Consider the following 26648-nt stretch of genomic DNA (forward strand, 5'->3'; position numbering starts at 1 on the left):
TCAGATCTCCTTGAAATGGTCGAACGGCTCCAGACACACGCGGCACGTGTAGAGCGCCTTGCACGCGGTCGAGCCGTACCGGCTGACCAGGCGGGTCTCCGGCGACCCGCACCGGGGGCACCGCGCGCTCAGCTCCAGCGCGACCGCCCCCCGGGCGCCCGGGCGGCCCGGCGGCGAGATCCCGTGCTCGCGCAGCTTCTCCCTGCCCTCGTCGGTGATCCAGTCCGTGCTCCAGGGCGGCGACAGCACCGTCGTGACCACCGCGCCGGGCAACGCCCGCCCGATGTCCTCGCGGATGGCGTCCATGGCCGGGCACCCGGAGTACGTGGGCGTCACCACCACCTCGAACCCTCCGTCCGCCCCCTGCCTGACCTCCCTGACGATGCCCAGATCGCCGAGGGTGAGCACGGGCAGCTCAGGATCCGGCACCGCCGCGACCACCGCTCTGGCCTGCGCGAGCGTCACCATGTGGCGCCCTGGTGCTCGCGGTGCAGGGCCTGCATCTCGGCGAGGAGGGCGCTCAGATGCTCGCTGTGCTCGCCTCTGCGCCCGCCGTACCGCTGCCCGGCGCCCTCCGGCACGGCCAGCCCCGCCTCCCCCAGCACCGCCCCCACATACTCCGCCCAGGGCTCCCTGAGCACAGTGTCCGCTCCGGCGTCACGGGAGTCTTGGGCGTCTTCTTGGGCGAACAGCTCCCCCGTGTACGGCCAGAGCGCGTCCAGAGCGGCCGTCATGCGGCGGTGGCTCTCGTCGGTGCCCAGGCCGAGGCGCCTGGTCCAGAGGGCGGCGTAGTCGCGGTGGTAGGCGATCTCCTTGACGCCCTTGGCGGCCACCCCGTCCTCGGGATGCGCGCCGTACACCTCGAACAGGAAGCTCGCGTACAGCAGGTGCCGCACCACCGTGTGCGCGAAGTCCCCGTTGGGCTGCTCCACGAGCAGACAGTTGCGGAACTCCCCGGGCCCGCGCAGATACGCCAGCTCGTCCTCGTCCCCGACCCGCGACAACAAGGAGCGGGCCTGCCCGAGAAGGTCGAGCGAGAGGTTGGCCAGAGCGACGTCCTCCTCAAGGGTGGGCGCCCGCGTCACCCACTCGGCCAGCCGCTGCGACAGCACGAGGCAGTCGTCACCGATCTCCAGGGAGTTCACAGGTGCTTCACCCCCTCGGGCAGGTCGTAGAAGGTCGGATGCCGGTACGGCTTGTCCCCCGCCGGGTCGAAGAACGCGTCCTTCTCATCCGGCGACGAGGCGGTGATCTCGGCGGCCGGGACGACCCAGATGCTCACGCCCTCCTGGCGGCGGGTGTACAGATCCCGGGCATGCCGCAACGCCAGCTCGGCGTCCTCGGCATGCAGGCTCCCGGCGTGCACATGCGACAACCCACGCTTGGGCCGCACGAACACCTCCCACAACATCAGCCCACCTCCCCAACCCCGGAACCGCTCTCCCCCGGCACCGCCCCGGGCCCCGCCGTCCCATCCCCCGGCGCCCCGCGTCGCGCCGATCCACGGTCTGACACCCCCAGGCCTGACACTCCGTGGTCCGACGACCCGGGGGCTGACATCCCGGGGGCCGGCCCCTCGGAGCCCGGTGCCTCGCGGGCCGGCGGGCTGGAATCCGCCGCCCCAGGGGTGGATGGGTGGGAGCGGGGACGGGTCGCGTAGGCGGTGGCGGCTTCGCGGACCCAGGCGCCCTCCTCGTGGGCACGGCGGCGGTGGGACATGCGTTCGGCGTTCAGGGGCCCGTCGCCCGCCAGCACGCGCTTGAACTCCGCCCAGTCGATCTCGCCGTGGTCGTAGTGGCCGCGCGCGGGGTTCCAGCTCAGGTCGGGGTCGGGGAGGGTGAGGCCCAGGATCTCGGCCTGCGGCACCAGCATGTCGATGAACCGCTGCCGCAGCTCGTCGTTGGAGTGGCGCTTGATCTTCCAGGCCATCGACTGCGCGGAATGGGTCGACTCGGTGTCCGGCGGGCCGAACATCATGAGGGACGGCCAGTACCAGCGGTCCACCGCGTCCTGGGCCATGCGCTTCTGGGCGGGCGTGCCGTGGGCGAGCGTGTGGAGGAGCTCGTAGCCCTGCCGCTGGTGGAAGCTCTCCTCCTTGCAGATCCGCACCATCGCCCGCGCGTACGGCCCGTACGAGCACCGGCACAACGGCACCTGGTTGACGATGGCGGCACCGTCCACCAGCCACCCGATCGCGCCCATGTCCGCCCAGGTGGGGGTCGGATAGTTGAAGATCGAGGAGTAGCGCTGGCGGCCCTCGTGGAGGGCGTCGAGCAGTTCGTCGCGGTGGACGCCGAGCGTCTCGGCGGCGCTGTAGAGGTAGAGCCCGTGCCCCGCCTCGTCCTGAACCTTGGCCAGCAGGATCGCCTTGCGCTTGAGCGAGGGCGCCCGGGTGATCCAGCTGCCTTCCGGCTGCATGCCGATGATCTCGGAGTGCGCGTGCTGGGCGATCTGCCGGATCAGCGTCTTGCGGTAGGCGTCGGGCATGTCGTCGCGTGGTTCGATGCGCTCGTCCGCGTCGATGACTTCCTGAAATATCCCGCTCATCGATCCTCCTCCCACGTATAGAACCCTTTCCCCGACTTACGCCCCAGCTCCCCCGCGGCGACCTTCTCCCGCAGGATCCGGGGCGGCTCGAACCGATCGCCGAGTTTCCTGTGCAGGTACTCGGCGATGGCCAGCCGCACATCCAGCCCCACGAGGTCACCGAGCCGGATCGGCCCCATCGGGTGCCGGTAACCGAGTTCCATGGCGATGTCGATGTCCTCGGGCGAGGCGACGCCCTCCTCGACCATCCGCATGGCCTCCAGCCCCAGCAGCACCCCCAGCCGGCTGGAAGCGAACCCCGGCGAGTCGTTGACCACCACCCCCGTCTTCCCGATCAGCTCCACCCACCCTTGGGCCCGCCCGAGCACGTCATCCGGAGTGCCGGGCGTCACCACGATCTCGACCAGTTTCTGCACCGGCACGGGATTGAAGAAGTGCAGCCCGATCAGCCGCTCGGGCCGATCAAGCCCCGCCGCCAGCTCTCCGATCGACAGCGAACTCGTATTGCTCGCCAGTACGGCCCGCTCCCCCGCCCGCGCCTCCGCCTCGGCCAGAACCTCGACCTTGAGCTTGGGATCCTCCGGCACCGCCTCGACCACCAGATCCACACCACGCGGCACCGGCCCCATCACCAACCGAGCCAACGCCTCCACCGCCCTGACGACCCCGCCACCACCAGAGCCGACAACCCCAGGGCTGACCGACCCCGGGCCGACCGACCCCGGGCCGACCGACCCCGGGCCGACGGAGCCAGGGGGGACGGGCCTCGGGTGGGCCGAGCCGGGGGTGGCGGGCTCGGGGCTGGGAGGTTGGCCGGTGGGGGTGGATCTGGATTCGGCTATGGCCAGGCCCTTGGCTATGCGGGCGTGGGCGGCCGCGGCTTCGGGTTCCTGGACGGTTACCTCGGCTCCGGCCGTTAGGAAGACCTGGGCTATGCCGGCGCCCATCCGGCCGCCGCCGATGACGGCCACCCGCAGGCGGTGGGGTGCGTCGGTCATCTGCCGTCCTTCCGGTTCCGGTCAAGAAATTTCCGCATACGGGCGTGCTTGTCGGGGTCCTCGAACAGCACGGCCTGGGCCAGGTGGTCGGTGACCGGGTGGGCGGCAGGCGGGGCGTCCAGGACGAGCTTGGTCAGACGGAGCGCAGCGGGTGACATCTGCGCCATGCGGTCGATCAGGGCGTGGGCCGCGGCCTCCAGGGACGCCTGCTCGTGCACGGAGGCGACGAGGCGGGACGACAGCGCTTCCTGGGCGTCGATGGTGTGCCCGGCCAGCAGTACCAGCTTGGCCAGCGGCTCGCCGACCAGTTCCTTCAGCCGCCAGCACGCTCCGGCGCCGGCGATGATGCCCAGATGGGGCTCGGGGTTGCCGAACTTCGCCCGGGTGCCGGCCACCCTGATGTCGCAGGCGTACGCCAGCTCGGCGCCGCCGCCCAGCGCGTAACCGTCGACCGCGGCCACCGTCGGCGTCGGCAGGCGGCGGATTCGCTCGAACAGCGTGCTGTTGATGCCCTGCAGCGCCTGGTCACGGCCGCGTTCGAGCAGTTCGGCGATGTCGGCCCCGGCGGCGAAGAACCCGTCACCGCCGGTCAGCAGCAGCGGTTTGGGGTCGCTTTCCAGGAGGCCGCAGACCGCGTGGAGGTCGCCGACCATCTCGGCGTTGATCGCGTTGCGGGCCTCGGGCCGGTGGAGGCGTACCACGAGCCGGTCCGGCTTTTCCTCCACGAGCAGGGTGTTCACCGTCGTCCCCCGGCGGCCGGGTGGATGTCAGTCATGCGGGTTCCTCACGGTTCGCGGCACGGTCAGAGGCGTCGGTCGGGTCGGGTGCGCGAACGGGCCCGGTGGTGGTCGCGCGGCGACGATCCCCAGGGCCGGACCGGGTGGCCCGTTCTCCCGGCCCGGCCCCTCGGTACCGCACGGCACAGGGACGGGGGTGTCAGGCCGGGCGGCGGGATTGGACGATGTGGAAGCGGCCCGCCACATACCCCGGATCGGTGAGGGAGGCCGTCGCCGCGGGGTTGGCGCCGGAGCCGTGGAAGTCGCTGAAGGCCGCCGACTGGTTGACGAAGATGCCGCCGGTCAGGTTGCAGGAGAGGTTGACCCCGGCCTCCAACGCCGCCTTCTCCGCCCGGTCCAGCACATCGGGCGAGGTCGAGTACACGGCCGCCGTCAGCGCCCCGTGCGCCGAGACGGTCTCGCCGAGCAGGTTCAGCGCCGCCTCGGTCGACTCCACCGGGATGACGAAGGAGATGGGCCCGAAGTGCTCGCTGGCGTAGACGTCGGATCGGGCGGGGTCCACGCGCACGATGACGGGCGTCCTGACGGTCGCCTCGGGGAAGGTCGGGTGCTTGAGCGCCCGTGATTCCAGGACCACCTGGCCCAGCGCGGGCGCGTTGTCGACGCGGGCCAGCACGTCGGGGTTGGCCAGCGCCCCGGTCAGCTCGACCGCGCGGGCGTCGTCGCCGAGGAGTTTGCCGACTGCGGCGGCGATCCCGGCGGCGACCTCGTCGAAGCTCTTGTGTCCCTCGTCGGTGTCGATGCCGGCGGCCGGGATGAGGATGTTCTGCGGCGCGGTGCACATCTGGCCGCTGTACAGCGACAGGGAGAAGGCGAGGTTGCCGAGCATGCCCTTGTAGGCGTCGGTGGAGTCGAGGACGACGGTGTTGAGCCCGGCCTTCTCGGTGTGGACGAGCGCCTGGCGGGCGTTCGCCTCCAGCCAGTCGCCGTAGGTGGTGGAGCCGGTGAAGTCGACGATGCGTACGTCCGGATGGACGGCCAGGTCGGTGGCCAGGCCCACGCCCTCCTCCACGGCCAGTTGCACGAGGGCGGGGTCGAAGCCCGCCTCGGCCAGCACCTCGCGGGCGATCTGGACGGAGACGGCCAGCGGCAGGACGGCGCGCGGGTGGGGCTTGACGATGACGGGGTTGCCGGTGACGAGCGAGGCGAACAGGCCCGGGTAGGAGTTCCAGGTCGGGAAGGTGTTGCAGCCGATGACGAGGCCGATGCCCCGCGGCACGACGGTGAACTTCTTCTCCATCACCAGCGGATCGCCCTTGGCCGGCTTCTCCCAGCGCGCCGCGGTGCCGGAGGCGGTCATGGCGGCGTAGCCGTACGCGATGGCTTCGAGCGCGCGGTCCTGGGCGTGCGGGCCGCCGGCCTGGAAGGCCATGACGAACGCCTGGCCGCTGGTGTGCTGCACGGCGTTGGCGATCTCGAAGGAGCGCTTGTTGACGCGGTTGACGATCTCGACGCAGGCGAGCGCGCGCGCCTCGGGCCCGGCGTCGCGCCAGGCGGGCAGCGCCGCCTTGGCGGCGGCGATCAGGGCGGCGACGTCCGGCCGCGGGTAGGTGACGCCGAGTTCGATCCCGTACGGCGAGCGTTCCGCCCCGACCGGGTCACCGGAGGACGGCTGGTCGGTGGGGAAGGGTCTGCCCAGATACGACTCGAACGCTTCCTTGCCCCGCTCGGCGGCGCCCTCTCCGTAGACGCGGGGGCTCGGCGACTCGGGATAGGCGCTCCAGTAGCCCCGTTCCGAGATCGCGGAGAGCGCCTGGTCCAGGGTCTCGCGGTTCTGCTCGAACATGTTGTCCCTCTCTTGACAGGGATCCGCCGGACGTGAAGTGTTTACCGAACATTCGGTCAGTTGACAAGGGAGACTTCCGTTGGAAAGCGCGCGTCGTATGCTCGCCGCCGACACGGCCTCCAAGGCGCTGGGCATCGAACTGCTCGATCTGGCGGAGGGCCGGGCGACCTGCCGGATGGCGGTGACCGGGGAGATGGTCAACGGGCACGGCCTGTGCCACGGCGGATACGTCTTCCTCCTGGCCGACACCGCCTTCGCGTGCGCGTGCAACACCTACGGCCCGGTGACGGTCGCGGCCGGGGCGGAGATCACCTTCGTCTCCCCCGCCCGGGAGGGCGACGTGCTGACCGCCGCCGCGGCCGAGCGCACGCGTTACGGACGCAGCGGAATCTACGACATCACGGTGACGGGTTCCGGCGGCCGGGTGGTCGCGGAGTTCCGCGGCAGAAGCAGGGAGATGCGGTGAAGCGACCCATGGACCGTCCCATGAACACGGCCGGAGCGCCCGCGCCGGAGGACCTCGATCCCGCGGAACGGCTTTCGCGGGACGAGCTGGCCGCGTTGCAACTGGAGCGCCTGCAGTGGACGCTCAACCACGCCTACCAAAACGTCCCGTTTTATCGTCATAAATTCGACGAACAAGGCGTCCACCCCCGCGACTGCGAAGAACTCACCGACCTCGCGCACTTCCCCTTCACCACCAAGCAGGACCTGCGCGACACCTACCCGTTCGGCATGTTCGCCGTCCCCCGCGAGCAGGTCGTCCGGATCCACGCCTCCAGCGGCACCACCGGCAAGCCCACCGTCGTCGGCTACACACGGCAGGACGTCGACACCTGGTCCGGCGTCATGGCCCGCTCCATCCGCGCCGCCGGCGGCCGACCCGGCCACATCGTCCACGTCGCCTACGGCTACGGCCTGTTCACCGGCGGCCTCGGGGCCCACTACGGCGCCGAGCGGCTCGGCTGCACGGTCGTGCCGGTCTCCGGCGGCATGACGCCCCGGCAGGTCCAGCTCATCAACGACTTCCGGCCCGAGGTCATCATGGTGACCCCGTCGTACATGCTGGCGCTTCTCGACGAGTTCGAGTCGCAGGGCCTCGACCCGCGCGCCAGTTCGCTCAAGGTCGGGATCTTCGGCGCCGAGCCCTGGACCGAGGAGATGCGCAAGGAGATCGAGGAGCGCTTCGACCTGCACGCGGTCGACATCTACGGCCTGTCGGAGGTGATGGGTCCCGGCGTCGCGCAGGAGTGCGTGGAGACCAAGGACGGCCTGCACGTCTGGGAGGACCACTTCTACCCGGAGACGGTCGACCCGTTCACCGGCGAGGTCGCCGAGGCGGGCGAGCTGGTCTTCACCTCGCTGACCAAGCAGGCGCTGCCGATCATCCGCTACCGCACCCGTGACCTGACCAGGCTGCTGCCCGGTACCGCGCGGCCGGCGTTCCGGCGCATGGAGAAGGTGACCGGGCGCACCGACGACATGATCATCCTGCGCGGCGTGAACGTCTTCCCCACCCAGATCGAGGAGATCGTGCTGCGCACGCCCGGCCTGTCGCCGCACTTCCAGGTGCACCTGACCCGGCCGGAGCGGCTGGACGTGATGACCGTCAAGGTCGAGGCCAGGCCGGGCTTCGAGGGCCGCGGGGAGGCCGCCGCCGCGCTGCGCGGGGCGGTCAAGGACACGGTCGGGGTGAGCGTCGAGGTGGAGATCGTGGAGCCGGAGACGCTGGAGCGATCCGTCGGCAAGCTCAAACGGGTCATCGACAGACGGGATAATTAGCCATATGGCCACCACATCCCGTCAGCGGAAGCGCGGACACGACCCCGAGTCCGTGCTGTCCATCGCCGTGGGCGTCTTCAACGAGCGCGGCTTCGACGGGACCAGCATGGAGGACCTGGCCCGCGCGCTCGGCGTCACCAAGTCGGCCATCTACTACCACGTGCCCGGCAAGGAGCAGCTCCTCGCGCGGGCGCTGGGCCGGGCGCTGGACGGGCTGTTCGAGGTGGTGGCCGACGAGCGGGCCAGTGACGGCCCCGCGATCGAGCGGCTGCAATGGGTGGTACGGCAGAGCGTCCGCATCCTGGTGGACCGCCTGCCGTACGTGACACTGCTGCTGCGGGTGCGCGGCAACAGCACGACCGAGCAGCAGGCGCTCGACCGGCGGCGCGAGTTCGACCGGTTCATCGCGCACCTGGTGAAGGAGGCGGCGGCCGACGGCCAGATCCGGCCCGACCTGGACCCGGCGCTGGTGACGCGGCTGTTGTTCGGGACGGTGAACTCCATCACCGAGTGGTACCAGCCCGGCAGGGGCGGCACGGCCGACGAACTGGCCGACGCGGTGCTGAAGATGACGTTCGACGGCCTGCGCGTCTGAAGGCGGCCCTGCGCGTCTGACGGCGGCCCCGCTCGTCTGACGGCGGCCCCGCTCGTCCGAAGGCGGCCCCGCTCGTCCGATCGCGGCTCAGGGGTCGAGCTGCCTGGGGGCGGAGTCGGCCTCGACGGCCCGCTTGCCGGGCGTCGGCAGCGCCTGCTTGCCCCGCAGGTCGTTGCGGATCGCCTCGCCCAGCCGCTTGGTGGCGGCCCGGTTGAGCGCGCCTCCGGCGACGGCGCCGGTGAGGAACGGCCCGAGCGTGGTCAGGTGGCGTCCCAGGACCTTGAGCAGCCGGTTGCGCAGCGCGGTCTTGGTGGCGGCGCCGATCGCGAGCGTCACCGTGGCCGGTGCGAAGGGGTCGATTCCGCGCTGCCTGGCCCAGGCCGCGGTGAAGGCGACGGCACGCTGGGTGCCGGTGCCCTCGACGCGGACGCCGTAGACCTCGTGAAGCTCGGCCAGAAGTTTGACTTCGATGGCGGCCACGACGATCGTCTCGGCGACCAGCTGGGCCGGCGCGGAGAGAAGGAGGGGTGGAGCGGCGAACTCGGCGGCGGCCAGTGCCCCGCCGATGGCGCCGACGGTCATGGTGGCCTTCTGGGCGGTGCGCACCAGGTCGTCGGCGAGTTGCTCACCTGTGAGGCCGTGGTGGTGCTCGGACAGTGTCTGCAGGTCCCTGATGGGGATACGGGGCGCGATGCTGAGGAACACGTCGGCGAGCCATCGGCCTCGGCTCTCGCCGCTCTTGCGTGCCTTCCTCGCGCCTGCCGCGAGAGATTGGGCTAGTCGGCCGAGCAGCTTGCGCCGCTCGGCCGGCTCCAGCTCACCGGGTTGGGAGAGCTTGCCCACGATCTCGCCGATTTCCCTGTCGGGCTCGGCGTTCTCCTTGTCAGGTGCTGCCACGGTGCCTCCCAACTAGGCGGCGCACTCCCGGCAGACCTGCTGGCCGTTCCGCTCGGAGGCCAGCTGGCTACGGTGGTGCACCAGGAAGCAACGCGAACACGTGAACTCGTCGGCCTGGCGCGGTATCACGCGCAGGGAGAGCTCCTCATTGGACAGGTCGGCACCGGGCAGCTCGAGCGATTCGGCGAGATCGGTCTCGTCGATGTCGATGCTGCCGGACGACTTGTCCGTGCGCCGCGCCTGGAGTTCCTGGAGGCTGTCCTCCCCCAGGTCGTCATCGGTCTTGCGCGGGCTGTCGTAGTCGGTAGCCATTGTGCTTACTCCATCCCCCTCATCTATATGTCTTCGCGCTCGTCGCGCGTGGTCTAACGTCCGGGACGTTCGTCTTGTGCCCGTTCCTCGCGGGAGATTTTGCATCGGATACCCGCGAGAAGAGGTCGACGAACCTCCCAACACGTCATGACGCGCCGCCGAAGGCAATGGTTAGCCAAATATGGCTAAACCCACAGCCTTGGCGTCTTGCGCCACCGTGTTCGACGGCACATCCAACCACATGTACGGCGCGAACGAGACGCCCGCGGTGGATCAACACGCCGGGATCAACGACCAGGAAGCCGAATGGTCACGACAAGTCCCCCACCATCACGTGGAACAGCGGCGACGTTTCCGCCGTGCGCCTGCACCACAGCACGGACGATCGAAAGCCCGAGTCCCGATCCCTTCGCCGAATCCACACGGTCCGCATGGAGCCTCCTGAACGGCTCGAACAGGCTGTTCACCTCGTACGCCGGGACGTGCTGCCCGGTGTTGGCCACCTGAACAACCAAGGCCCCGTCCGCCATTCCCGTTCGGATCCAGACTTTTCCGTTATCGGGAAGGTTGTACTTGACCGCGTTCTCGAGCAGATTGCTCACGCACCGCTCCAGCAACACCGGATCCCCCACGGTGCCCGCCGGGCTCAGTTCTGTGGTGACTGTCACACCGTGCTCCTCGGCGAAGGGCGTCACCTGCTCCACCGCGGTCCGCGCCACGTCCTTGATGTCGAGGGGCTTGCGCACCGCCAGCTCGCGTTCGCTCCTGGCGAGCAGCAGCAGCCCCTCGATGAGCTTCTCGTTGCGCGCGTTGACCTCCAGGAGGGTACGGCCCAGCGCCTTCAGATCCTCCGAGGCCCCCGGGTCGCCCAGGGCGATCTCCAGGACCGTCCTGTTGATGGTGAGCGGCGTGCGCAGCTCGTGGGAGGCGTTGGCCACGAAGCGCCGCTGGGTGTCGAAGGCGATGTTGAGGCGGGTGAGCATGTCGTCGAAGGTGTCGGCCATCTCCTTCAGCTCGTCGTCGGGGCCCTGCAGGGCGATGCGCTGGTGGCTGAGGTTGCCGTCGGAGAGCTTGCGGGCGGTGGCGGTCATCTTGCTGACCGGCCGCAGCGCCCGGTCGGCCACGAAGTAGCCGATGATCACGGCGAAGATGCCGACGCCGACCAGGGCCATGATGCTGCTGCGCAGCATCGCCTCCTGGATGTTCTGCCTGGTCTGGGCCTGCACCGCCCGCCACTGCGCCTCGGCGATGGTCGCCTCGATGGGTGCCACGTTCCGCAGGTTCAGGTTGGGCCACTCCGTGTCGACCGTGGAGCCGGCGATCGTGTACAGCGACATCACCACGACGGCGGCGGCCACGAAGAACATCGCGCTGTAGGCGATCGTGAGGCGCCAGCGGACGCTGACCTTGCCGGGCAGGTCCCAGATGGACCCCTGCGGTGCCGAACCGAGGTACTCGGGAGGAGGCGGACCGTCCCACGAGGGTGCCCCGCCGGGAGGGGACATCTGCCTGCCCTCGGCCCGCTCCGAGTGCGGGCTGATCATCGGGTGGGTCGGCGCCGGTTCGCTCACAGCTTGTATCCCACCCCGGGTACGGTCTCGATCACCTGCGGCTCTCCCAGCTTCTTGCGCAACGTCATCATGGTGACCCGCACGACGTTGGTGAACGGGTCGATGTTCTCGTCCCATGCCTTGTCCAGTAGATCTTCCTGCGAGACGACGGCGCCCTCGGCCCGCATCAGCTCTTCGAGCACCGCGAACTCCTTCTTGGTGAGCACGACCTCCTTGCCGTCGCGCTCCACCAGCCGCTTGCCCGGGTCCAGCCGGATGCCGCCCCGCTCAAGGACCGGCGGCAGCGCCGGCGCGGAGCGCCGGCCCAGGGCCCGTACCCTCGCCACGAGCTCCACGAACACGAACGGCTTGGCGAGATAGTCGTCGGCGCCCAGCCCGAGCCCTTCGACCTTGTCGTCCACGTCGCCCGAGGCGGTCAGCATCAGGATGCGCGACGCGGTGCGCTGCGCCACCAGACGGCGGCACACCTCGTCCCCGTGGACGACCGGAAGGTCACGGTCGAGCACGATCACGTCATAGTCGATGTAGGAGGTACGCTCCAGCGCTCCGCCCCCGTCGTAGGCCACGTCCACGGCCATGGCCTCGCGGCGCAGCCCGGTCGCGATCGCGTCGGCGAGCACCCGCTCATCTTCGACCACCAGCACTCGCACGGTGTGCACACCTCTCTCCGGTCCCGGCTCACATTCTCCGCACACGACGATAAGCGCACGGTAAGGCATGTGTGAGCACGCGAGCCGCAAGCCGCGGCCAAATCCATGTTTCGGGAACGGAGGGTCCGGGGTATGCCGTCGGGACCACCCGCTGACGTGTGCTCGCGGGTTTTCGCGCGCTCTTTGCGACCCCCCTGAGAGAGAAGGTGAGATGGGCGAGTTCACCACTACGATCGAACGCCGCCTCGACCAGGCATACCGTGGCCTGAAGGAGGCCAAGTGCTCCGGCGACGACTACCTCGCCGACACCCTCAACGCCGAGATCGAGGACCTGCGCCGCCTGGCGGACGACCACGGGGTGCCGTTGCCTCGCTGACCACCGAAAGCACGAAACGGCCGGAGCCCATCAGCGGGGCTCCGGCCGTTTCACGTGCGCGTCAGGCGTCGCGCTCCGGGTCAAGGGGCGCGAGCAGGCCGTGCAGGTCCTCGAACAGGCCGGGGCCCGCGCACAGTGTCAGCTCGGTGTTCGGGGCCTTGCCGCGCAGGCCGCCGATCCTGGCGCCGGACTCGGCGGCGACGAGCCCGGCCGCCGCCCAGTCCCAGTAGTTGACGCCGCGCTCGTAGTAGGCGTCCACGCGGCCGGCGGCCACCGAGCACAGGTCCGTGGCGCAGGAGCCGCCCCGCCGGATGTCGCGCACCCTGGGCAGCACCGCCGCGAGCACCTCCCCCTGGACGGCGCGCCGCTCGGGCGAGTATCCGAACCCGGTGGCGACCAGCGCCCTGGACAGCGGCACGTCCCGGTTGCAGGCGAGCCGCGAGCCGCCCAGCCAGGCGCCCTCGCCCAGCGCGGCGGTGAACACCTCGCCCCTCGGCACCACGTTGACGACCCCGGCGACGATCTCGCCGTCCACCTCGACCGCGATGGACACGGCCCAGTCGGCCAGGCCGTACAGGAAGTTCACGGTGCCGTCGACGGGGTCGACGACCCAGCGGACGCCGCTGGAGCCGGGGGTGGCGCCGCCCTCCTCGCCGAGGATCATGTCGTAGGGGCGGGCGGCCAGGATGCGGGCCCTGATGAGCTCCTCCGAGGCCTTGTCCAGCGCCGTGACGACGTCGGTGGGGCTGGACTTGGTCTCGACCGCCGCGGACATCGTGGGCCGCTCGGCGAGCAGCATGGCGCCCGCCTCCCTGGCGATGTCCTCGGCCAGCTTCAGGAAATCGGTCATGAGAGCGAGTCCGGGCGCGGGCTGGATGTCACCGTCATGCGAGCGAGTCCGGGCGCTTCCACTCCTGGCCGAGGACGTGCTGGGCGAGGAAGGCCAGGACGGTCTCGTACCAGGCGACGGCGTTGCCGGGCTTGAGGATCCAGTGGTTCTCGTCGGGGAAGTACAGGAACTTCGACTCGACGTCGCTGCGCTGCAGGTCCCACCACAGGCGCAGGGCCTCGCCGATCGGCACCCGGTAGTCCTTGTCGCCGTGGATGACGAGCATCGGGGTGCGGATGTCCTTGAGCCCGTGGTGCGGGGAGAGCTTGGCGTAGCGCTCGGAGCCGGGCTCGCCGAACTCGCGCTGCCAGTACATGGCGGCGTCGGTGGTGCCGGCGAACTGGTCGAGGTTCCACAGCGAGGCGTGGGTGACGACGGCCTTGTAGCGGTCGCTGTGACCGGCGACCCAGTTGGCCATGTAGCCGCCGTAGGAGCCGCCCATCGCGCCGGCGCGCTCGCCGTCGACGTCGGGGCGGGCTAGGGCGACGTCCACGATGGCGTCGAGGTCGGCGAGCGTGCGCGGGCCCCAGTCGCCCCAGCCGCGGTCGATCATCCGCTGGCCGTAACCGGTGGAAAGGCACGGATCGGGCAGCAGTACGGCGTAGCCGTGCTCGGCCATGATCCACGGGTTCCAGCGCCACTGCCAGTCGTTCCAGGAGGCGACCGGGCCGCCGTGGATCCAGAGCATGAACGGCGCGGGGTCGTCGGCCGAGGCGCCCTCGGGCAGCACCAGCCAGCCGCGGATGGTCGCGCCGTCGTCGGCGGTGGCGGAGATCTCGGTGAGCGTGCCCTTGACCTCGGGCCGCTCGGCCGGCGAGGGCAGGTCGGTGACCTGGCCGCCGGGCAGGTCGATGCGGGCGGGCCCGGCGGGGAAGGACACGGAGCTGCGCAGCGCGTAGACGGAGCGGCCGTCGGCGGCTGGGTTGAGCGCGAGGTAGGCGTCGTCGTCGCGGGTGAGCCGGGAGGCCGCGCCGCCGATCGGCACCAGGAACGCCGGGCGGCGGCCCTGGTGGTCGGCCACGATGTACACGGACGCGGAGTCGGGCGCCCAGGCCACGTCCATCGGGAACAGGTCGGGGGCGTGGGTCTGGCCCTCGCCGGTGGCCAGGTCGCCGATCCACAGCTCGGTGCGGGCCGACACGTCGAGCGCGGTGTGCCGGTCGCGGGCGGCGGCGATCTTGCCGCCGTCGGGCGAGACGGCCAGCGGGCCGGTGAAGTCCTGGCCCTCCTCGGTCACGACGGTGCGCCGCTCCCCCGTGGCCACGTCGATGGCGACCAGGTCGGTGCGCTGCTGTCCGCCGGGCAGGTACGTGGTCCAGGTGCTGACCACGGCGGCGCCGTCGGGGGTGAGGTCGAAGGAGGCGTTGACCAGCGCGCGTCCGGCGTCCGGCGTCAGGTCGCGCACCTCCGCCAGGCGGTCGCCGCTCAGCCGGCCGGCGAACAGCCGGGGGCCGCCGGGGCCGAGGTCGTGGTCCCAGTAGCGGACCGGGTAGCCCTCGTGCAGGATCGCGCTGATGCCGGCGTCCTTGCGGGCCTTGCGCCGCTCCTCCTCGGTGGACTCCTCGCCGGTGAGCACGTCGGCGGAGAAGACGACCACGTCGCCCGCGGTCTTGAAGGCGCCGACACCGCCGGGCCTGGCGGCGATCTGGCGGGCCTCGCCGCCCTCGCGCGGCAGCAGCCACAGCGCCGGGACCTCCTCCTCGCCGTCCTTGACCGTCGGGTCGGGGCGGGCGGAGGTGAACAGCACGTCGCCGGCGGCGGTGAAGTCGGCGGAGCTCTCTCCCTTGGCCGAGCGGGTCAGCCGGTAGGGGGCGCCGTCGACGGGGATCGCCCAGAGCGCGGTGCCGAAGGATTTGCCGTCCGGATTGAGCGACTGGACCACCGACACCAGCCGCGAGCCGTCCGGGGACAGCTTGAGCGAGAGAACCCGAGGGATAGCCACATAGTCGCGAATGTCGTTGAATGCGCTCACCCGATCGAACCTACCTCAGCGCCCCCTAGGCTTGCCTACGTGGGAAACTACGACGCACTGCTGATCCTGTCCTTCGGCGGACCTGAAGGTCCCGGCGACGTCATGCCCTTCCTGGAGAACGTCGTGCGCGGCCGCGACGTGCCGCGCGAGCGGCTCAAGGAGGTCGCCGAGCACTACTACCACTTCGGCGGGATCAGCCCGATCAACCAGCAGAACCGCGAGCTGATCGAGGCCGTGCGGCCCACGCTCGACGTGCCCGTCTACTGGGGCAACCGCAACTGGGCGCCCTACGGCGAGGACACCGTGCGCCAGATGCGCGCCGACGGCGTGCGCAGGGCGGCGGTCTTCGCCACCTCGGCCTTCGCCGGCTACTCCTCCTGCCGCCAGTACTACGAGGACATCGCGCGCATCTCGCTGCCCGACGGGCCCGAGCTGGTCAAGCTGCCCCACTACGGCGACCACCCGGGGTTCGTGACGGCCATGGCCGACCGGGTCCGCGACGCGCTGGCCGAGCTCGGCCGGCCCGACGCCAGGCTCGTCTTCACCGCCCACAGCATCCCGCTGGCCCACGCGAAGAGCGCCTACGAGAGCGAGCTGCGGCGCAGCGCCGAGCTGGTCGGCGAGGCGCTGGGCCGTACCCAAGACTGGGATCTCGTGTGGCAGTCGCGCAGCGGCCCGCCGCAGGTGCCGTGGCTGGAGCCGGACGTCTGCGACCACCTGCGCACGCTGGACGGCCCGGTGGTGCTGGCGCCGATCGGGTTCGTCTCCGACCACATGGAGGTCGTCTACGACCTCGACACCGAGGCCGTGGAGGTGGCCGGGGAACTGGGGCTGCCGATGGCGCGGGCGGCCACGGTCGGCACCCACCCGGCGTTCGTGCGCGTGGTGGGCGAGCTGATGGCCGGGCCTGAGCCGGTGCCGTGCTCGACGGAGACGTGTCCTCAGGTGTAGGCGCGGGCGTAGGCCTCGGCGTAGCCCATGACCTTGTTCACGTAGTCCCACGAGTGGTTGTAGAACCAGATCGCCTTGCGCAGCTTCTCGCCGCCCTTGCCGGCGCCGTTGGCGCACAGGTAGTTGGCGGCGCCCGGCACCGCGTCGTACGGGCTCCAGATGTCCTTCTTGCCGTCGGCGTCGCCGTCCACGCCGTAGGCCCGCCACGTGGCGGGCATGAACTGCATCGGCCCCAGCGCGCCCGCGCTCGACGGCCCGTTGTTGCGCCCGTGCCCGCTCTCGACCTGCCCGATGGCGGCCAGCACCGTCCATGACAGCCCGGGGCAGCGGGTGGCCGCCTGCTTGTAGAGGTCGAGGTAGCTGCCCGGCCGTCCCACCGACGCCACCCGCTGTTCCCGCGGCTCCGGGGTACGGCTGCCGCCCAGCCCGATCACCTGGGCCCCCTTGCCGAGGAGCTTGGCGACCCCGGCGGTGCCCACCTTGCCCTCCTTGCCGTGCAGCAGCACGGCCACGCCGGGGGCGACGCCGAGCGCCTTGCCGGTCTCGGCGCTGACGATGCCGTCGATGCCCTTGAGCCCGAGCCCGGCCGAGGCGGCCAGCCGGAGCCTGGGGCCGCCGTCCACCTGGTAGTCCGCGCCCAGCACCATGCCGAGCCGGCGCGTGGCGGCGGTGTCGGCGACCAGTTCGCCGCGGCTCAGCGCGCTCCAGACGGCCGGCTCGTCGGCGACCGGTTTCGGGGTCCAGGCGCGGAAGTCGGCGGGGGTGACGGCCAGCACGTTCAGGCCGGTACCGGCGATCTTGATGGCGCCCGCGTCCACGACCGCGACCTTCTGCACGTGCTTGAGCCGGCCGAGCGCGTAGCGGGCCTGCCTGGGCACGGTGGCGCGGGCGATCGCCAGCACCCTGGGCGGGGTGGGGGTGATGCCGGGGCCGCCTCTTCCGAAGTCCTTGACCTGTTCGGGGACCATGCGCTCCAGGGGCTCCGGCCTGGCCTGCGGGCCGGGGGCGCGCCGGGTCTGCTGGGGCTGGGCCGTACCGGTGAACAGGTCGTCGCGGACGAGGAAGACCACGCCGCCGCTCGTCACGGTGACCACGGCGACCGCGGCCACGAGCAGCACCGCGGAACGGATCGAGGGAAGAGCGGACACGCGGGACACGTTACCCAAAATCAGTTGCGCTTCCGCGAAGCTCTACAGAAGGGTGTCACGCGGCGATAGGGGGATTTTGTGGTCGGGCCGTATCGGGGACTGTTCAACGCGCCCGGGGTCAAGGGTTTCGTGCTGGCCGGATTCGTGGGGCGCTTCCCCATGTCGATGCTGGGGATCGGGATCGTCCTTCTGATCTCCGCGCTGACCGAGTCCTACGCCACCGCGGGAGCCGTCGCGGCCGTGGTCAACGTCTCCTATGCGCTCGCGGCGCCGCTCTCGGGACGGCTGGCCGACCGTTTCGGCCAGAACCGGGTGATCGTCCCCTTCTCCGTCATCAACGCGGTGGCCCTGGTCTCGCTCATCCTGAGCGCCGGGTTCCGGCTGCCCGAATGGACGCTCTACGCCTCCGGCCTGCTCGTCGGCGCGACCTCGCTCTCGCTGGGCTCGATGGTGCGCGCGCGGTGGTCGACGCTGCACGGCGGCTCGGGGAAGCTGCACACCGCCTTCGCGTTCGAGTCGGTGGCCGACGAGGTCATCTTCGTGACCGGGCCGGCGGCGGTGACGCTGCTGGCCACCTATGTCAACCCGTACGCGGGGCTGGTGGTCGCCGTGGTGGCGATGCTGGGCGGGTCGCTGGCGCTGGCGGCGCAGCGGCGTACGCAGCCGCCGATCGTGGCGGTGCGCTCCGCCGGCGGCACGCCGATCCTGATCCCGGGCGTCGCCCTGCTGTCGGGCGTGTACGTGGGGCTGGGCGCGGTGTTCGGCTCGGTCGACCTGATCACCGTGGCCTTCGCCGAGGAGCACGGAGCCAAGGGAGCCGCGGGGTTCCTGCTGGCCAGCTTCGCCGGCGGCTCGATGGTCTCGGGCCTGTGGTTCGGCTCGCGGCACTGGCGGATCCCGATGCGCGGGCGCTTCGTGCGGGCGCTCGGGGTGTTCGTCGTCGGGCTGCTGCCGATCATGTTCGTGGATGACGCGCGGCTCATGGCGCTCGCGCTGTTCGTCGCGGGCCTGGCCATCTCGCCGACGCTCATCACGGGCTTCTCGCTGACCGAGCGCCTGGTGCCGCCCTCGCTGCTGACCGAGGGCATGGCCTGGATCTCGACCTCGATCGGGTTCGGCGTCGCGCTCGGCGCGTGGGCGGGCGGGCGGCTCACCGAGGCGTTCGGCGCCTCCAACGCCTACGCCTTCTCGCTGGCGTGCGCGCTGTTCGCGGCCATCGTCGGGGTGTCAGGTTCGGGTTTGCTGAGGATTCCGGAAGCGCCTTCACCGGCGAAGAGCTGATCCGCTACGGTCGGGAGATCCCTCAAGCAACACCCTCAACTCACGAAAGCTCCGTAATGTCCCGACAAATTGCTTCACTTCTAGCCATCGCCGCTGTCACCGTCACTCTGGCCCCAGCGCCCGCGTCGGCCGCACCCGAAATCGACTGCACGCAGGTCAAATGCCTCGCGCTGACCTTCGACGACGGGCCGGGCAAGTACGCTGACAAGCTCCTCGACACGCTGAAGAAGGCCAACGCGAAGGCGACGTTCTTCCTCGAAGGCCAGTACGTCAAGACGCGGCCCGCCTTCGCCAAGCGCATGGCCAAGGAGGGCCACGAGCTCGGCAACCACAGCTACAAACACCCCAACTTCACCGATCTCGAGCCGGGGGCCATCCGGAACGAGGTCAAGAAGACCCAGGACATCATCTACAAGACGACCGGGGTCACGCCCAAGCTGCTGCGCCCGCCGTACGGCATGGCCGACATCCAGGTGTCGGACGTGGCGGCGGAGTTCGACATGCCGATCGTGTTGTGGACGGCAGGCTCGCGTGACTGGGCCACCAAGAACGCCGACGAGATCAAGAAGCAGACCTTGGCGGTCGCCCAGCGCGACGGCATCATCCTGATGCACGACTGGGTCAAGCAGACGGTCGACGTGATGCCGAGCCTGGTCAAGCTGCTCCAAAGCCGCGGCTACACGCTGGTGACCGTTTCCACACTGCTCAAGAGCCAGAACCTTCAGCCCGGCGACATCTACCCCGTTCCCGAAGGCTGGGAGAGATGAGTATCGTTCACATTTAACGGAACGATCCTTTTCCAGGGGGCGCGTCATGGTCTTCACCAACTGGGCCGGCAACCAGTCGGGCACCCCCGCCGAGGTGCGTACGCCCACCTCGGTCGAAGACGTGGCGGGCGCCGTGCGGGACGCCGCGCGCACCGGACGGCGCCTGCGCATGGTCGGCACGGGCCACTCCTTCACCGGAGTGGCCCTCACCGACGGCATCATGCTCCGCCCCACCGGCCTCACCGGCGTCAGGACGTGGGCGGAGGACCGGGTGACCGTCCTCGCCGGCACCCCGCTCAGCCACCTCAACGAACTGCTCGACCGGCGCGGCCTCGCGCTCGCCAACATGGGCGACATCACCGAGCAGACCGTCTCCGGCGCCATCCAGACCGGCACCCACGGCACCGGCCGCGACACGGGCGGCCTGGCCGACCAGGTCGTCGAGCTGGAGCTCGTGCTCGCCGACGGCTCCGTGGCCACGGTCAAGCCGGGCGAGGACCTCTTCGACGCCGCCCGGGTCGGGCTCGGCGCGCTCGGCGTCCTGACCGCGGTGACCTTCAAGGTCGAGCCCGCGTTCCTGCTGCACAACCGGCGCCGCCGTCTCCCCCTCACCGAGATCCTGTCCTCGCTCGACACCATGACCACGGCCAACGAGCACCTCGACTTCTTCTGGGTGCCGCACACCGACGCCTGCCTGGTCAAGACCAACAACAGGAACCCGGGGCCGGCCCGGCCGCCGAGCGCGTTCAAGCACTGGCTGGACGCGGTCTTCCTGGAGAACACGCTCTTCGGCGCGGCCTGCGCGCTCGGCGCCCGCTTCCCCGGGCTGATCCCTCGCATCAACGGCGTCAGCGCCGCCGCGCTCGGCGACTCCGAGTCCGTGGACACCTCCTACAAGATCTTCACCGCGCGGCGCGACGTGCGCTTCCTGGAGATGGAGTACGCCGTGCCGCGCGAACACCTGGGCCAGGCGCTGCGCGAGACCCGCGACCTGGTCGAGCGCATGGACTGGAAGATCACCTTCCCGATCGAGGTCCGGGTGACGCCGCCGAGCGACGCCTGGCTGTCCACCGCGTACGGCCGGCACTCCGCCTACATCGCCTGCCACATCTACCGCCCCACCCCCAACCCCGCCTACTTCGAAGGCGTCGAGGAGATCATGACCAGGCTCCGGGGACGCCCCCACTGGGGCAAGATGCACACCCGCGACGCCGCCTACCTCGCGACCGTCTACCCGCGCCTGCCCGACTTCGTGGCCCTGCGCGACCGCCTCGACCCCGGCCGCCTCTTCACCAACCCCTACCTGGACACCGTCCTCGGCTGAGTCGTACAGCTGGCTGGAGTGCCAGGGGTCCCGGGCGTCCATACCCTTGACGCATGACGCGTGACGCCCTCGAGGCTCTGGACCGCCTCGCGGGCGGGCTCGGCACCGCCGTACTCGCCCTGTTCCTCGCGATGGCGTGGTCGGTGACGCTGGTGAGCTGCCTCACCGGCGTCGGCCTGCTGGCGCTGCCCGGCATGATCGGGCTGACCAGGTCCGTGGCCGAGCGGGAACGCGCCCGCCTGGGCCGCCGCGGCGAGCCGGTCATCTCCCCCTACGGCGAACCGGCTGAGGGCAACTGGGCCGAGCAGATGAAGGCGGCCTGGCACGATCCCTCCGTCCGGCGCGACCTGGCGTGGGTGGCCATCCACGCCACGATGGGGCTGGTCCTCGGTATGGTCGGGCTCGCGCTGCCGATCATGGGACTGCGCGACGTGACGTTCCCGCTGTGGTGGCGGCTCCTGCCCGCGGGCGAGGTGGGCTCCTCGCTCGGCGTACGCGCGGAGACGTGGCCCGCGGTCCTGGCCGTGGGCCTGTCGGGGCTGCTCTGGCTGGGGCTGGCCCTCGTGCTGGGGCCGCGGCTGGCCGTTCTGCAGAACCTGCCCGGCCGCAGGCTGCTGTCGCCGCACTCCTCGGTGGACCTGTCCGCGCGGGTCGCGCGGCTGACCGCCACCCGGGCCGCCGCCCTGCGCGCTCACGCCGCAGAACTGCGCAGGATCGAGCGCTCCCTGCACGACGGCGCCCAGAACAGGCTGGTCGCCGTCGTCGTCACCGTCGCCGCCGCCAGACGCGCGCTCTCCCGCGACCCCGAGGCCGCCGACCCCGCGCTCGAACGCGCCCAGACCGCCGCCGAGCAGGCCCTCGCCGAACTGCGCGGCGTCGTGCGCGGCATCCTGCCGCCCGTGCTGGAGGACAAGGGCCTGTCCGGCGCGCTGTCGGCGCTGGCCGCCGGGTCGGCCGTCCCGTGCGGGCTGAGCGTGGGCGAACTCGGGCCGCTCCCGCTGTCGGTCGAGGCCACCGCGTACTTCACCGTCGCCGAGGCCCTCACCAACGTCGCCCGCCACAGCGGCGCCACCCGGGTCGACGTCGAGGTCATCCTGTACGGCGAGGCGCTGCGGATCACCGTGGAGGACGACGGCAGGGGCGGCGCCGGCGAGGACACCGGCGGGGGGTCGGGGCTGGCCGGGATCAGGCGGCGCGTGGAGTCGCACGACGGCGTCCTCACCCTGTCCAGCCCGGAGGGCGGCCCCACCAGGCTGGAGGTCGTCCTCCCCCCGGCCTCCTGAGACGTCGGCCGGACCGGCTGCCGGTGTTGTGAGGCGACCGCCCCATCGGGTGCAGACCTTCTCGGGGGGCGGCACCACCGGGTGAAGACCTTGCGCGGGCGTGGCCGTACCGGCTGCCGGTCTTGTGGGGGCGTGCGGCCGTACCGGATCGGAGGGGTTGTCAGGGGAGGGTGGCGCGCTCCTGGTCGGCGGGTGCGTCGTCCGGGGGTGGGGTGGCCTCGTCCTCGGGCCGGCCGGTCTCCTCGGGCGGGTCCGTGGTCGGCTCGCCCGACGGCTCCACCTCGCCGGTCCTGGTCGGCGTCGGCGTGGGCGTCGGCGTCGGCGTCTTGCTCGGCTTGGGTGTCGGGGTGGGTGTCGGGGTCGGCGTGGACTCCGGTTCCTCCTGGGTGGCCGGGGTCTCGGTGGGCGGCGTGGTGTGCTCGTCCTCCTTGACCGGCCCCTTGGGCTCCTCCCTGACCGAGGCCGGGCGCTTGCCGGGCAGCTGGTCGGGGATCGCCGAGCCGCTGGCCGCCTGGTAGATGAGGATCGCGCCCATGCTGATCGCGAAGACCAGCGCGGCGGCGAACCCCAGCTTGAGCCACGGCAGCGGGCGGCGCCGTTCCGGCTTCTCCACCGCCGCCATGACCAGGGTCGCCTCCGCCTCGCCCGGCTCCGGCGGCGGCTCGTCGCGGAGGGTCGCCTGTGCCGCGGTGGCCAGTTCCCCCTCGCCGTCGCGGTGCGGCGGCACCTCCTCGCCGTCCTCGTGCTCGCGCCACGCGAGCACCGTGTGTTCCTTGACCTTCTCGCCGGTCCGCTTCAGGTAGTGCGTGTAGATCGCGCTGCCGACCGTGCTGGCCACACTGGCCACGGCCGCGCCGATCACCGTCCCCGCCACGCCGAGATACGACGCCGCCACCGCGGCGGTCACCGCGGCCAGGGCTCCACCGAGGACCTGCGGCACGCTCAGCTCGAACCTCCGCTGCTCGCCGCTCATCCTCCAGATCAGTCCCCTCTTGTCATTCGACAGGTAAAGAGCTTCCTCGTGAATAGACGCGAGTGCGTGTCCTGTTGTTCCTGTGACCTGCGTGACAGGAAGGCTCAAGGGCCGTGCCCCGCCGATTCGGACTGCCCTCCGTCTATGCCGCCGCGGCCGTGGCCACGGCCGTCACGACCGTCGCCCCGCTCGCCGTGACCGAGCCCGCCTCAGGACTGTCCGCGCGGCCGGTGGTGACGGAGCCCACCCGGCCGTACATCGTGACCGCGCACACGCGCGGCGACGCGCGGGACCTCGTCAGCGAGGCGCGCTGGCGGGTACGCCGCTACTACACGGCCGTCCTGCCCGGATTCGCGACGTGGCTGAGCGACAGGGAGGTGGCCGAACTGCGGGCGGACGCGCGGGTACGCTCGCTCGAACCCGACCGGCAGGTCCACCCTATGGGCGGCTGGGCACTGGACCGGCTCGACGAGCGCGAACTGCCCCTCGACGGCCGCCACCGGCCCACGGCGACCGGCCGGGGCGTCACCGTCTATGTGCTCGACAGCGGCGTGGACGTCGGCCACCGCGAGTTCGGCGACCGCGCCTGGCACGCCTTCGACGCCACCGGCGGGCGCGGCGCCGACTGCAGCGGTCACGGCACGCAGGTGGCGGGCGTCGCCGCCGGCCGCACGTACGGCGTGGCCCCGCAGGCCAGGATCGCCTCGGTGAAGGTGCTGGGCTGCGGCTTCGGTTCGATGTCGGACGTGCTGGCCGGAGCCGACTGGGTGCGCGGGCACGCGCGCGGCCCCGCCGTGGCCAACATGTCGATCGGCGCCGAGCCCTCCCCCGCGCTGGACGCCGCCGTGCGCAACCTCACCCGGGCCGGCGTCCTGGTCGTGGCCGCCGCGGGCAACTCCGGCGAGAGCGCCTGCTCGGTGTCGCCGGCCCGCCGGGCGTTCGCGGTGGCGGCCAGCGACTCCGCGGACCGGCGGGCGCCGTTCTCGGGCCACGGCCCTTGTGTCGATCTTTACGCACCGGGCGTCGACGTGCGTTCCGCCTGGCTGGAGGGGACCACGCGCGAGGAGAGCGGCACGTCGATGGCCGCCCCGCACGTGTCCGGAGTCGCCGCCCTCTACCTGGAGTCCCATCGCGGCTCCAGCCCGTCAACTCTCGCGTCTTGGCTCAAGTCCACGGCGACCCGTGGCGTGATTCGCCAGAATCCGTCGAGGACCCCTAACCTCCTGCTGCACTCCGGCGGGCTATAAAGGATGGAATCGACAAATGTGACCGGCGTCACAACGCTTGGGGAGTATCCCAGGCAGGCGATGTTCGGACATGCCGGGTACGGTGCTGGCAGGCAACCGGCACACGCGAGAGACTCAAGGGTCCGGGGGAAGAATGAGCGCGCTGACGAAGGGACTCGCATGCAGGAGCTCCGACTCGTCGCGGTGAGTGAGGACGGCACGTATCTCGTCCTGGCGACAGCCGGGCGGGGTACGCGGTTCACGCTCCCCGTGGACGACCGGCTCCGCGCTGCCGTCCGCGGAAACTTCTCCCGTCTCGGCCAGTACGAGATCGAAGTGGAGAGTCCGTTGCGCCCCAAGGAGATCCAGGCACGCATTCGCGCTGGAGAGACCGCGGAAGAGATCGCCGCGACCGCGGGAATCCCGGTCGAGCGTGTCCGCTGGTTCGAGGGTCCCGTGCTCCAAGAGCGGGAGTACGTCGCCCAGCAGGCGCAGCGCGTCGCCGTTCGCATGCCTGGAGAGTCCGCGCCGGGACCCACGCTCGGCGAACTCGTCGCCGAGCGCCTCACCCGCCGCGGCGTGCCCACCGACGAGATCGACTGGGACTCCGCCAAACGCGACGACGGCCTGTGGCGGGTCAAGCTCGGCTACGTCTGGAACGGTCACACCCGGCACGCGGAGTGGCTGTTCGACCCGCGCAAGCGGCACGTCACGCCGCATGACGACGAGTCCATGCGACTGTCGGCGGCCGACTTCGACCCGAACCCGCCCGCCGAGGACACCACCGTCACGCCGTTCGCGCCGCGCGCCGCCAAGCTGCAGCCGGTGCCGCCGCTGCCGTCGGTGATCCGGCACGAGCCGCCCGCCGTGGTCAGACCCGGCGACGGCCCGGCCGTCGCCTACCCGCCCGGACGCGACGCCTACCCGCCGGGCCGTGACGCTTACCCGCCCGGACGCGACGCCTTCCCGCCCGGACGCGAGTCCTTCCCGCCCGCCCGGGAAGGCTTCGCGCCTGGACGTGAGGGGTACGCGCAGGGCAAGGAGGGCACCGGCCGCGACGGGTTCCCGCCGAACCGGGACGCGTACCCGCCGAACCGGAGCGAAGGCGCCTACGCCCGCCCGCCCGAGACCCCCTCCAGGGAGGCCGAGCGCGGATACCCGTTCGAGGACGAGACGTCCGACTTCGACGGGCAGGGTGGAGAGGGTGTGCGCCGGGCACCGGCGGCCTGGCACCCGGACTTCGCCACCAACCGCCCGGAACGCCCCCAGTCCCGCGACACCGACCCCATCTACGCCCCGGCCCCCCGCACCGACCCGACCCCCGCGCCCCGCCTCCAGGAGCCCACAGCCCCGGAGCCGACCACCCAGGAGCCCGCGGCCCCCGCCATCCCGGAGCCCGTGGCCCCCGTCGTCCAGGTGCCCTCGGCTCCTGTCGTCGAGGTGCCGGTGGTTCCTGTCGTTGAGGTGCCCTCGGCCCCTGTCGTCCAGGAGCCCGCGGCCCCTGAGCCAGCCGTCGAGGAGCCCGTGACCGCTGAGCCGGTCGTCGACGAGGTCGTTTCCGCCCCGGTTGTGCAGGAAGCGCCCCCTGTCGTGCAGGAGGCCGCGGTTGTGCAGGAGGCCCCTGTCGTGCAGGAGGCCGCGGTTGTGGAGCCGGTCGCAGAACCTGCCGCCGCCGTGGAGCCCGCCGGAGTGGAGGAGGTTACGGCCGAGCCGGTTGTCGAGGAGCCGGTGGCCGAGCCGGTCGAGGTGGCGCCTGTGGAGGTCGTGGCCCCCCAGGCTGTCGTGGAGGCCGCTCCGGTTGAGGCTGTCGTGGTACAGCCTCCTGCGCCTGAGCCCGCCCCCGAGCCGGAGGCCGACGCCCAGCCGATCGAAACGCCCGAGGCCGAAACGCCGAAGGCCGAGACTCCCAAGCCCGAAGAGCCCAAGCCCGAAGCCCCCAAGCCCGAGGCCCCCAAGGCCGAAGCGCCCAAGCCTGAAGCACCGAAGCCTGAAGCGCCCAAGCCTGTGGCACCCAAGCCTGTGGTGGCGGCGCCGGTTGAGGTGGCCGAGGCAGAACCTGCCAAGGCGGAAGAGGCGGTTGCCGAGAAGCCTCCGGTCGAGGAGGTCAAGGCCGCGACGGTTCAGGAGGACGAGGCGGGCAAGGGCGAGGAGGCGGCTGTGCCGGCGGCCAGGGACGGCAAGGACGAGCCGATCGCCAAGCCGAAGCCCAAGCCGAAGGACCCGTCGACGGTGCCCGTTCCTTCGCCGCCGCCCGCACCTGCGGCCCGGCAGCCGCGCAAGGGTTCCAAGGGCCGGCGCGCCTCCGTCCCGACCTGGGACGAGATCATGTTCGGCGCCCGCAAGCAGGACTGAGGCTCCGGGTACGGCCGGCCGCGGTAAGTGGCCGGCCGTGCGTCGTTACGGCGGGTCGTTCGTGCGACTGCCGGGCGCCTGACGACCGGGCCCGGCGTACGGCGGCGGGGGGCGCCTGCTTGGCTTGCCGTAAGAGAAAGGGCATGAACAGACCTCAGCCCGAGAGCGCGG

General features: G+C 71.3%; 25 protein-coding genes and 1 pseudogene. 11 read left to right on the plus strand and 15 right to left on the minus strand.

Going from position 1 to position 26648, the window contains the following annotated elements; genetic code table 11:
* The 7 genes and pseudogenes from paaD to paaN form a co-directional block, all read right to left on the minus strand.
* Positions 1 to 468 (minus strand): 1,2-phenylacetyl-CoA epoxidase subunit PaaD, encoded by a 468-nt coding sequence (gene paaD, locus ACIBHY_RS17355; protein WP_397307167.1) that lies wholly within the window; start codon positions 466 to 468, stop codon positions 1 to 3.
* Positions 462 to 1145, minus strand: a complete 684-nt coding sequence (gene paaC / locus ACIBHY_RS17360; RefSeq protein WP_397307168.1) for a 1,2-phenylacetyl-CoA epoxidase subunit PaaC — start codon at positions 1143 to 1145, stop codon at positions 462 to 464. Before paaC ends, paaD begins: the two co-directional genes overlap by 7 nt.
* Positions 1142 to 1411 (minus strand): 1,2-phenylacetyl-CoA epoxidase subunit PaaB, encoded by a 270-nt coding sequence (gene paaB / locus ACIBHY_RS17365; RefSeq protein WP_379609714.1) that lies wholly within the window; start codon positions 1409 to 1411, stop codon positions 1142 to 1144. Before paaB ends, paaC begins: the two co-directional genes overlap by 4 nt.
* 227 nt (positions 1412 to 1638) lie before the next feature.
* Positions 1639 to 2547 (minus strand): annotated as a pseudogene (paaA, locus tag ACIBHY_RS17370) (1,2-phenylacetyl-CoA epoxidase subunit PaaA); the annotation flags it as partial.
* Positions 2544 to 3545 carry a 3-hydroxyacyl-CoA dehydrogenase family protein gene (locus ACIBHY_RS17375; protein WP_397307169.1) on the minus strand — a complete coding sequence of 334 codons (1002 nt, stop codon included), beginning with the start codon at positions 3543 to 3545 and terminating at the stop codon, positions 2544 to 2546. The pseudogene paaA and the gene ACIBHY_RS17375, both read right to left, overlap by 4 nt.
* Positions 3542 to 4285, minus strand: coding sequence for an enoyl-CoA hydratase/isomerase family protein (locus ACIBHY_RS17380; RefSeq protein ID WP_397307170.1), 744 nt, complete (start codon positions 4283 to 4285; stop codon positions 3542 to 3544). Before ACIBHY_RS17380 ends, ACIBHY_RS17375 begins: the two co-directional genes overlap by 4 nt.
* Positions 4286 to 4481: 196 nt before the next feature.
* On the minus strand, positions 4482 to 6128 hold the full coding sequence (gene paaN, locus ACIBHY_RS17385; protein ID WP_397242348.1) for a phenylacetic acid degradation protein PaaN: 1647 nt from the start codon (positions 6126 to 6128) through the stop codon (positions 4482 to 4484).
* A 97-nt stretch (positions 6129 to 6225) separates the two neighbouring features.
* Here paaN and paaI point away from each other — a divergent pair, with 97 nt between their 5' ends.
* The 3 genes from paaI to ACIBHY_RS17400 are packed head-to-tail and all read left to right on the plus strand — an operon-like array spanning position 6226 to position 8505.
* Positions 6226 to 6594 carry a hydroxyphenylacetyl-CoA thioesterase PaaI gene (gene paaI, locus ACIBHY_RS17390; protein ID WP_397243771.1) on the plus strand — a complete coding sequence of 123 codons (369 nt, stop codon included), beginning with the start codon at positions 6226 to 6228 and terminating at the stop codon, positions 6592 to 6594.
* Positions 6595 to 6602: 8 nt separating this feature from the next.
* Positions 6603 to 7910: a phenylacetate--CoA ligase PaaK gene (gene paaK / locus ACIBHY_RS17395; protein ID WP_397307277.1), complete on the plus strand. Its 1308-nt coding sequence runs from the start codon at positions 6603 to 6605 to the stop codon at positions 7908 to 7910.
* 4 nt (positions 7911 to 7914) lie between these two features.
* Positions 7915 to 8505 carry a TetR/AcrR family transcriptional regulator gene (locus ACIBHY_RS17400; protein WP_397307171.1) on the plus strand — a complete coding sequence of 197 codons (591 nt, stop codon included), beginning with the start codon at positions 7915 to 7917 and terminating at the stop codon, positions 8503 to 8505.
* A gap of 87 nt (positions 8506 to 8592) precedes the next feature.
* Here ACIBHY_RS17400 and ACIBHY_RS17405 read toward each other — a convergent pair whose 3' ends face one another.
* The 4 genes from ACIBHY_RS17405 to ACIBHY_RS17420 form a co-directional block, all read right to left on the minus strand.
* Complete coding sequence (locus ACIBHY_RS17405; protein ID WP_397307172.1) at positions 8593 to 9402, minus strand: hypothetical protein; 810 nt, start codon at positions 9400 to 9402, stop codon at positions 8593 to 8595.
* Between the two features lie 12 nt (positions 9403 to 9414).
* A complete protein-coding gene (locus ACIBHY_RS17410) occupies positions 9415 to 9714 on the minus strand; it encodes a DUF4193 domain-containing protein (RefSeq protein ID WP_090929286.1) in 300 nt (99 codons plus the stop codon).
* Positions 9715 to 10001: 287 nt separating this feature from the next.
* Positions 10002 to 11285 carry a sensor histidine kinase gene (locus ACIBHY_RS17415; RefSeq protein ID WP_397307173.1) on the minus strand — a complete coding sequence of 428 codons (1284 nt, stop codon included), beginning with the start codon at positions 11283 to 11285 and terminating at the stop codon, positions 10002 to 10004.
* The gene (locus ACIBHY_RS17420) at positions 11282 to 11935 is read right to left on the minus strand and encodes a response regulator transcription factor (RefSeq protein WP_184971867.1); all 654 of its coding nucleotides are present in this window, start codon (positions 11933 to 11935) and stop codon (positions 11282 to 11284) included. Before ACIBHY_RS17420 ends, ACIBHY_RS17415 begins: the two co-directional genes overlap by 4 nt.
* Positions 11936 to 12146: 211 nt before the next feature.
* Here ACIBHY_RS17420 and ACIBHY_RS17425 point away from each other — a divergent pair, with 211 nt between their 5' ends.
* Positions 12147 to 12311 carry a hypothetical protein gene (locus ACIBHY_RS17425; RefSeq protein WP_184971869.1) on the plus strand — a complete coding sequence of 55 codons (165 nt, stop codon included), beginning with the start codon at positions 12147 to 12149 and terminating at the stop codon, positions 12309 to 12311.
* Between the two features lie 61 nt (positions 12312 to 12372).
* Here the strand turns inward: ACIBHY_RS17425 and ACIBHY_RS17430 are convergent, their stop codons facing one another.
* Positions 12373 to 13161: an inositol monophosphatase family protein gene (locus ACIBHY_RS17430; protein ID WP_397307175.1), complete on the minus strand. Its 789-nt coding sequence runs from the start codon at positions 13159 to 13161 to the stop codon at positions 12373 to 12375.
* 34 nt (positions 13162 to 13195) lie between these two features.
* Complete coding sequence (locus tag ACIBHY_RS17435) at positions 13196 to 15172, minus strand: prolyl oligopeptidase family serine peptidase (RefSeq protein ID WP_397307176.1); 1977 nt, start codon at positions 15170 to 15172, stop codon at positions 13196 to 13198.
* 39 nt (positions 15173 to 15211) lie between these two features.
* On the opposite strand from ACIBHY_RS17435, the gene ACIBHY_RS17440 reads away from it, so the two are divergent.
* Entirely contained in the window at positions 15212 to 16123 is a 912-nt protein-coding gene (locus ACIBHY_RS17440; RefSeq protein ID WP_397242337.1) for a ferrochelatase, read from the plus strand.
* Here the strand turns inward: ACIBHY_RS17440 and ACIBHY_RS17445 are convergent.
* The gene (locus tag ACIBHY_RS17445) at positions 16114 to 17271 is read right to left on the minus strand and encodes a lytic transglycosylase domain-containing protein (RefSeq protein ID WP_397307177.1); all 1158 of its coding nucleotides are present in this window, start codon (positions 17269 to 17271) and stop codon (positions 16114 to 16116) included. The two genes, ACIBHY_RS17440 and ACIBHY_RS17445, sit on opposite strands and share 10 nt — an antisense overlap.
* 78 nt (positions 17272 to 17349) lie before the next feature.
* On the opposite strand from ACIBHY_RS17445, the gene ACIBHY_RS17450 reads away from it, so the two are divergent.
* From ACIBHY_RS17450 to ACIBHY_RS17465, 4 genes are read left to right on the plus strand one after another with little or no spacing between them, the layout of a single operon-like run.
* Positions 17350 to 18552: an MFS transporter gene (locus tag ACIBHY_RS17450; protein WP_397242333.1), complete on the plus strand. Its 1203-nt coding sequence runs from the start codon at positions 17350 to 17352 to the stop codon at positions 18550 to 18552.
* A gap of 56 nt (positions 18553 to 18608) precedes the next feature.
* Entirely contained in the window at positions 18609 to 19319 is a 711-nt protein-coding gene (locus tag ACIBHY_RS17455) for a polysaccharide deacetylase family protein (protein WP_397242331.1), read from the plus strand.
* Between the two features lie 46 nt (positions 19320 to 19365).
* Positions 19366 to 20643, plus strand: coding sequence for a D-arabinono-1,4-lactone oxidase (locus ACIBHY_RS17460; RefSeq protein ID WP_397242329.1), 1278 nt, complete (start codon positions 19366 to 19368; stop codon positions 20641 to 20643).
* 53 nt (positions 20644 to 20696) lie between these two features.
* A complete protein-coding gene (locus ACIBHY_RS17465) occupies positions 20697 to 21926 on the plus strand; it encodes a sensor histidine kinase (RefSeq protein ID WP_397307178.1) in 1230 nt (409 codons plus the stop codon).
* A 160-nt stretch (positions 21927 to 22086) separates the two neighbouring features.
* Here ACIBHY_RS17465 and ACIBHY_RS17470 read toward each other — a convergent pair whose 3' ends face one another.
* A complete protein-coding gene (locus ACIBHY_RS17470; RefSeq protein WP_397242325.1) occupies positions 22087 to 22899 on the minus strand; it encodes a hypothetical protein in 813 nt (270 codons plus the stop codon).
* A 113-nt stretch (positions 22900 to 23012) separates the two neighbouring features.
* Between ACIBHY_RS17470 and ACIBHY_RS17475 the strand changes: the two genes are divergently transcribed.
* Together ACIBHY_RS17475 and sepH are read left to right on the plus strand one after the other, a co-directional pair.
* Positions 23013 to 24146, plus strand: a complete 1134-nt coding sequence (locus ACIBHY_RS17475; RefSeq protein WP_397242323.1) for a S8 family serine peptidase — start codon at positions 23013 to 23015, stop codon at positions 24144 to 24146.
* Positions 24147 to 24305: 159 nt separating this feature from the next.
* A complete protein-coding gene (sepH, locus tag ACIBHY_RS17480; RefSeq protein ID WP_397307179.1) occupies positions 24306 to 26477 on the plus strand; it encodes a septation protein SepH in 2172 nt (723 codons plus the stop codon).
* Positions 26478 to 26648 lie beyond the last annotated feature (171 nt).

The organism is Nonomuraea sp. NPDC050547 (assembly GCF_044457345.1).
Lineage (GTDB): Bacteria > Actinomycetota > Actinomycetes > Streptosporangiales > Streptosporangiaceae > Nonomuraea.

What these genes read in the sequence shown, in the direction of transcription:
- paaD (WP_397307167.1), bottom strand. Translation starts at nt 468, where the DNA reads ATGGTGACGCTCGCGCAGGCCAGAGCGGTGGTCGCGGCGGTGCCGGAT.
- paaB (WP_379609714.1), bottom strand. Translation starts at nt 1,411, where the DNA reads ATGTTGTGGGAGGTGTTCGTGCGGCCCAAGCGTGGGTTGTCGCATGTG.
- ACIBHY_RS17375 (WP_397307169.1), bottom strand. Translation starts at nt 3,545, where the DNA reads ATGACCGACGCACCCCACCGCCTGCGGGTGGCCGTCATCGGCGGCGGC.
- paaN (WP_397242348.1), bottom strand. Translation starts at nt 6,128, where the DNA reads ATGTTCGAGCAGAACCGCGAGACCCTGGACCAGGCGCTCTCCGCGATC.
- paaI (WP_397243771.1), top strand. Translation starts at nt 6,226, where the DNA reads ATGCTCGCCGCCGACACGGCCTCCAAGGCGCTGGGCATCGAACTGCTC.
- paaK (WP_397307277.1), top strand. Translation starts at nt 6,603, where the DNA reads ATGGACCGTCCCATGAACACGGCCGGAGCGCCCGCGCCGGAGGACCTC.
- ACIBHY_RS17400 (WP_397307171.1), top strand. Translation starts at nt 7,915, where the DNA reads ATGGCCACCACATCCCGTCAGCGGAAGCGCGGACACGACCCCGAGTCC.
- ACIBHY_RS17410 (WP_090929286.1), bottom strand. Translation starts at nt 9,714, where the DNA reads ATGGCTACCGACTACGACAGCCCGCGCAAGACCGATGACGACCTGGGG.
- ACIBHY_RS17425 (WP_184971869.1), top strand. Translation starts at nt 12,147, where the DNA reads ATGGGCGAGTTCACCACTACGATCGAACGCCGCCTCGACCAGGCATAC.
- ACIBHY_RS17430 (WP_397307175.1), bottom strand. Translation starts at nt 13,161, where the DNA reads ATGACCGATTTCCTGAAGCTGGCCGAGGACATCGCCAGGGAGGCGGGC.
- ACIBHY_RS17455 (WP_397242331.1), top strand. Translation starts at nt 18,609, where the DNA reads ATGTCCCGACAAATTGCTTCACTTCTAGCCATCGCCGCTGTCACCGTC.
- ACIBHY_RS17460 (WP_397242329.1), top strand. Translation starts at nt 19,366, where the DNA reads ATGGTCTTCACCAACTGGGCCGGCAACCAGTCGGGCACCCCCGCCGAG.
- ACIBHY_RS17465 (WP_397307178.1), top strand. Translation starts at nt 20,697, where the DNA reads ATGACGCGTGACGCCCTCGAGGCTCTGGACCGCCTCGCGGGCGGGCTC.
- ACIBHY_RS17470 (WP_397242325.1), bottom strand. Translation starts at nt 22,899, where the DNA reads ATGAGCGGCGAGCAGCGGAGGTTCGAGCTGAGCGTGCCGCAGGTCCTC.
- sepH (WP_397307179.1), top strand. Translation starts at nt 24,306, where the DNA reads ATGCAGGAGCTCCGACTCGTCGCGGTGAGTGAGGACGGCACGTATCTC.